The organism is Lacticaseibacillus pantheris DSM 15945 = JCM 12539 = NBRC 106106, from assembly GCF_001591865.1.
Lineage (GTDB): Bacteria > Bacillota > Bacilli > Lactobacillales > Lactobacillaceae > Lacticaseibacillus > Lacticaseibacillus pantheris.
Window position 1 is genome coordinate 1 of the sequence record NZ_BCVS01000134.1, and the last position, 5,486, is coordinate 5,486.

Consider the following 5,486-nt stretch of genomic DNA (forward strand, 5'->3'; position numbering starts at 1 on the left):
GTGCCTTCAACATATTGGTTGGGAATGCTACACCCTTCCGCCGTTACCCGTGCTTATTGAAACGAGCTCCGCAGGCCAGAGGACGCCGCATAAGCATCTCTAAACGGCCTGCTACGCTCTCTACAAAAAAACCTCCGCAAGCGGAGGAAAGTTTGGGGGAACTTTTTTGGGGAGTGTAAGTTTAGGTTTGAGTTCGGCTTCCGCCTCTCTACGTCATTTATAATACCAAATTATGCGCCTGCCACCCACCAATTTATCAGAGGATAATTTTTATTTTTTGGTCATCAATTAGCCTTTGATTATTATACGATAACTTTAATGAATGGTGATTTGCAATACCCATTGTTTCAGCTTTACGCACAGTCAGAACCGACCGTTTGATTATGCTCCCCCACAATAGTAACGACCAAACAAAAAGCCCAGCCAATAGTGGTTGGACCTCCTAGTTGAATTACTTGTTGTTGAGACCGTACTTCTTGTTGAATCGTTCAACACGACCATCGGCCTTAGCAAACTTCTGCTTGCCAGTGTAGAACGGGTGGGAATCAGAGGTCGTTTCAACACGAACCAATGGGTATTCCTGACCGTCGTCCATGGTCACAGTTTCGTTACTAGTCTTAGTGGAGCCGGCGATAAACTTGAAACCAGTCGTCGAGTCCATGAATACTACCTGGTGGTAATCTGGGTGAATTCCTTGCTTCATGATCATTTCTCCTTCGCCCTGAGCCATAGCCTGACCCAGAGATTCTTATTATGATAACTGTAACATGTTAACACGAATTGCCACTTTTAGCAAAGTGGGGCTGTCAGTTGCTGATGCCTAACTCGCACTATCCACCAACTGGACATCGGCACCCAATCCCTGGAGCTTCATAACCACCCGGTCGTACCCACGCAAAATGTTGTCGACTTTGGTAATGGTCGTCTCTCCATTAGCCATCAAACCAGCTAGCATTAAGCAAGCGCCGGCCCGAATCTCTTCCGCAGCCACGGTAGCACCCGTCAATTGCTCTGAATGGTTAATCTTAATGTGATCATCCTCCACCCGAATGTCCGCACCCATTTTGAGCAGCTCAGGAACGTGGCGCGTGCGCTTCGGATAGATAGTATCAATGACGAGCGCTTCCCCGTCCGCCTTCATCAGGAGTGGCGTCAACGGCTGTTGTAAATCAGTGGCAAAGCCGGGATACGGGGCCGTTTTAATGGTCACCCCGTGGAGTTCACCAGATGGGTAAACGAAAATGGAGTCTTCCCCCACGTCCATAACCACGCCCATCTCTTCCAGCTTGGCCAAAAAGGAATCTAAATGCTCCGCAATGATATTCTTGACCAAGATACCGTCGCCCTGAGCAGCGGCAATCGAGAGGTACGTGCCGGCTTCAATCCGGTCAGGAATGATGGTGTGCGCGTTGTTCGCCGCTAACTTGCTGGCACCCTCAATGCGGATAACATCAGTTCCGGCACCGCGAATGGTGGCACCCATGTTGTTCAAGTATGTAGCCAGATCGATAATCTCTGGCTCCCTGGCAACGTTCTCAATCACGGTCTGACCGTGCGCAGTGACCGCCGCCAGGATAATGTTGATGGTCGCCCCAACTGAAACCATGTCGAGGAAAATGTGTGCGCCGTGCAACCCCTCTTCGGGTGCATTCAACACAATCGCACCATTATGGTCCGATACTTTGGCACCGAGGGCCTCAAAGCCCTTGATGTGTTGGTCAATGGGCCGGGGCCCAATATCGTCCCCACCGGGTAGCCCCACCACGGCATGCCCAAAGCGCCCCAAAAGCGCGCCCATAAAGTAGTAGGACGCCCGTAAACTCTTAATTTTTCCACTGGGTAGGTCCGCCATCACGATATCCGTTGGGTCAATCCGTAACTCGTTGCCGCTAAAGTCAGACGTGACGTTCATCTCCGCCAAGATGCTCATCAAGTTGTAAACGTCCTGAATGTGCGGCACTCCGGTAAGCATTACGGGTGCCCGAGACAAAATGGCAGCAGGAATCAGCGCGACCGTGCTGTTCTTGGCACCACCAATCGTGACCTCGCCAGACAGCCTTTTCCCCCCATGAATCAGCATTTTTTCCATCAAAAAAGTTCCTCGTTGAAAATCATTTCGTAACGGTTAGTTGTATATTCTGTTCGTGAACCCTTTTGGGGCCGCGGTAACCATTGAGCAGGGTGACGCTCCGCCATCCTGGGCGGCCTGCAAGCGTTTGCTGGCGGCCGTTCTTTAATACGTAGTTACCGACTTCACTCATTATTCCAGTTTATAGAAGGGCGGCGCTAAAAGCAAGCGCCGCCCCTCTTAAACAAAACTTCAATTTAATTATTTAACATTATTTAGAAGTTACCCGCTGCCTTGATGAACGCCTTGAACAACGGTTCAGGCTTCGTCGGGCGCGACTGGAACTCTGGGTGGTACTGACTAGCAACAAAGAACTTGTTAGTTGGCAGCTCAATGACTTCCATTAAGCGGTTGTCTGGGCTGGTACCAGAGAACACCAAGCCCTTATCTTCCAGTTGTGCACGGTACTTAGTGTTAAATTCGTAACGGTGACGGTGGCGTTTCTGCACTTCCTGAACGTTACCGTATGCCGCTGCGGCCACCGAACCAACTTTGAGGTCACATGGATACAGACCCAGGCGCAGCGTACCACCCATGTTCTCGACGTTCTCCTGGTCAGGCAAAATGTCGATAATTGGCGTGCCGTGATCAGACGTTTCGGTGCTCATCGCGTCCTTGATGCCCACCACGTTCCGCGCAAACTCAATGGACGCCATCTGCATACCTAAACAAATGCCCAAGAATGGGACATCGTGTTCACGTGCGTAGCGAATGGCCGCAATTTTACCTTCGAGGCCACGGTCACCAAAGCCGCCGGGAACCAAGATACCGTCCGCATCGCCCAACAATTCGTCCACGTTACCATCGTTGACGTCTTCGGCCTGCAGCGAGTTCAGTTCAATCTTCGTGTTGAAGCTGTAGCCTGCAGCTCGCAGGGCTTCAGCAACGGAAATGTACGCATCTTTGAGGGAAACGTACTTACCCACCAAAGCAATCTTGACGCTACCCTCGAGGTGCTGAACACGGTTTTCCAGTTCCACAAAGTCGCTGATGTCAGCCGGCTTGGTTTCAAGCCCCAAGTGGTCCACGATGTACTGATCCATGCCCTGCTCGTTGAGCTTCCGGACAATCGAGTAGATGGTTGGCACGTCGCGTGACTCAATAACGGCCTCCGTTGGCACGTCGGTGAACATGGCAATCTTCTGCTTCATTTCGTCGGTAACTGGCTTTTCGGTCCGTAGAACCAGCATGTTTGGCTGGATACCGATGCTCCGCAGTTCCTTCACCGTGTGTTGCGTTGGCTTGGTCTTCAGCTCACCCGCAGCGCGCAGGTATGGCACCAGGGATGCATGAATGTAGAACGTGTTTTCGGCACCGACATCCGCCTTCATCTGCCGAATGGCTTCGAGAAACGGTTCGCTTTCGATATCGCCCACCGTACCGCCAATTTCAGTGATAATGACGTCGGAATCGGAATGCTTCGCCGCGCGCATAATTTTTTCCTTAATCATGTTGGTCACGTGCGGGATAACCTGCACGGTCCCACCCAAGTATTCGCCGTGGCGCTCACGCTGCAATACTTCGGAATAGATTTTACCAGCCGTGAAGTTACTGTACTTGTTCAAGTTGATATCGATAAACCGTTCGTAGTGACCCAAATCCAGGTCTGTTTCGGCACCGTCATCGGTTACGAACACTTCACCGTGTTGGTACGGGTTCATCGTACCGGGATCGACGTTCAAATACGGGTCAAACTTCTGAATGGTAACTTTGAGACCGCGACTCTTCAACAGGCGGCCAAGTGATGCGGCAACAATCCCCTTGCCGAGGGAACTAACAACGCCACCAGTGACAAAAATATACTTGGTCATATCAACTCTCCTATCCTAGACTGTGTGCGTACACAACAATCAACAACGACTTTACCACGGGGAAAAACAAAAACAAAAAACAAGCTCCCCATCCACAATGGAATAGGGAGCTTGTAACCGATTGACTCTGCAATAGGTTCCGCAGAGTGCCCAATGAGTATATTACCGGGATGCCCCCTCAAAGTCAAGGGCCGCACCACCGTGCCATAATTAAAAAAAATCAAGCGCACTATTGGCGTGCAAAAACGACCAGCATCACAAAGGGGGGCCGCCGCAGCAGTCCCCCCTGATTGTCTATTGCTTAGTCGTCGTAATCGGCATCGTCGTCATCATCGCTGAATTCGGCGAGCTGACCCTCAATTCCGTCTGGCAACTTGTCTGGTGCGTCGTCGGTTTCGTCCGTGTCGTCATCGACCGCAGCGTCATCGTCGTCCGCATACCCAGCTTCGTCGTCATCGTAATCATCATCGGACTCATCCAAATCGTCGTCCTCTGGATCATCAGCGTTGTAGTCGATCACGTCATCATCATCAGCGGCGTCAGCCAGGAAGGCGTTAACCTTCTTACGCTTCTTGCGCTGTGGTGCGCCCTCTTCGTCTTCAGGGTGGTTAACCTCTTCGTCGACGGATTCATATGGGTACCAGGAGCGCAGCCCCCAGACGTTCTCACCCAGCGAGATAAACTCACCATCTTCGTTCACATCAGTATAAAACTGTGGCAAGCGTTCACGAATTTCTTCGTCACTCCGGCCCAAGTAGGTCTGAATTTCGTTGACCAAATCAGCAAACGCAATTGGATCGCCCTTTTCCTTCAAGATTGCACGTGCAACCTCAATTAAGGACAGCTCGCTTTTGTCGGCGTCTTGGAATACTTCCAGTTTCAAGTTAGTCGCGCCCCTTTCCCGATTTCGCAGATAGGTTCAATGATACCAGCGAACCCTCCACATATCAATACTAGCATAGCATATTTATCACGATAAGCCGCGACAAATTACTCCGCCGCCGTAAAATTCAAGTGTAGCCGGTAATCGCCTAGGTGTTGCTGGTTGGCATCGAGCCGGTACTCAATGTACACTTCACCGTTCAGCGGGTCATCGGTAAAGACGACGTCCATCCGCGGCGTGACCGTTTGTACCGGTATGACGCCGTACGGAGTGGTGTAGCGCGCCACAACCGCCTTTTCGGCCTCAAATTGCAGTTGTAGCTGGGTGTCCGTCTCTGCGGTCCCCCGCGTCAACATGACGGAGTCCGTACCCGCGATTTTGAACGTCACGGGCACAGTCGCGTCCCCATCAGTTTGCTCACGGTACCGTACGTACAAAGTATCGCCCATTTGGACTAACTGCCCGGGCTCGTTGAATTCATGATGTTCGTTGTTACCGTCCTGGTTGACCCAGGTTTCTAGGTGAATCTGCACTGGAACGCCACGTGTCATGTCCATAACTCGTCATCCTCTCTGCTCTGTATTATATGCCAAACACGTGGTGACGGCTACCACCGGGTCGGTTGGTGTGTGCCGACAAAGTGGTGGTGGGGTTGCGGCTTTGT

At 51.5% G+C, this 5,486-nt stretch carries 5 protein-coding genes; all 5 read right to left on the reverse strand.

Translation table 11 applies throughout. The annotated features are described in order from the left end of the window. Positions 1-451: 451 nt before the first annotated feature. Positions 452-703, reverse strand: coding sequence for a type B 50S ribosomal protein L31 (locus LPA02S_RS10530; RefSeq protein WP_054650200.1), 252 nt, complete (start codon positions 701-703; stop codon positions 452-454). A gap of 117 nt (positions 704-820) precedes the next feature. Next, positions 821-2,089: a UDP-N-acetylglucosamine 1-carboxyvinyltransferase gene (gene murA / locus LPA02S_RS10535; protein WP_056956812.1), complete on the reverse strand. Its 1,269-nt coding sequence runs from the start codon at positions 2,087-2,089 to the stop codon at positions 821-823. A 254-nt stretch (positions 2,090-2,343) separates the two neighbouring features. Beyond that, complete coding sequence (pyrG, locus tag LPA02S_RS10540; protein ID WP_056956813.1) at positions 2,344-3,939, reverse strand: CTP synthase; 1,596 nt, start codon at positions 3,937-3,939, stop codon at positions 2,344-2,346. Between the two features lie 301 nt (positions 3,940-4,240). Then, complete coding sequence (rpoE, locus tag LPA02S_RS10545) at positions 4,241-4,822, reverse strand: DNA-directed RNA polymerase subunit delta (RefSeq protein WP_054650198.1); 582 nt, start codon at positions 4,820-4,822, stop codon at positions 4,241-4,243. Positions 4,823-4,929: 107 nt separating this feature from the next. Next, a complete protein-coding gene (locus LPA02S_RS10550; protein WP_054650196.1) occupies positions 4,930-5,379 on the reverse strand; it encodes a YwiB family protein in 450 nt (149 codons plus the stop codon). Positions 5,380-5,486 lie beyond the last annotated feature (107 nt).

Coding starts and splice junctions, on each gene's coding strand:
- LPA02S_RS10530 (WP_054650200.1), bottom strand. CDS start 703: ATGAAGCAAGGAATTCACCCAGATTACCACCAGGTAGTATTCATGGAC.
- murA (WP_056956812.1), bottom strand. CDS start 2,089: ATGGAAAAAATGCTGATTCATGGGGGGAAAAGGCTGTCTGGCGAGGTC.
- pyrG (WP_056956813.1), bottom strand. CDS start 3,939: ATGACCAAGTATATTTTTGTCACTGGTGGCGTTGTTAGTTCCCTCGGC.
- LPA02S_RS10550 (WP_054650196.1), bottom strand. CDS start 5,379: ATGGACATGACACGTGGCGTTCCAGTGCAGATTCACCTAGAAACCTGG.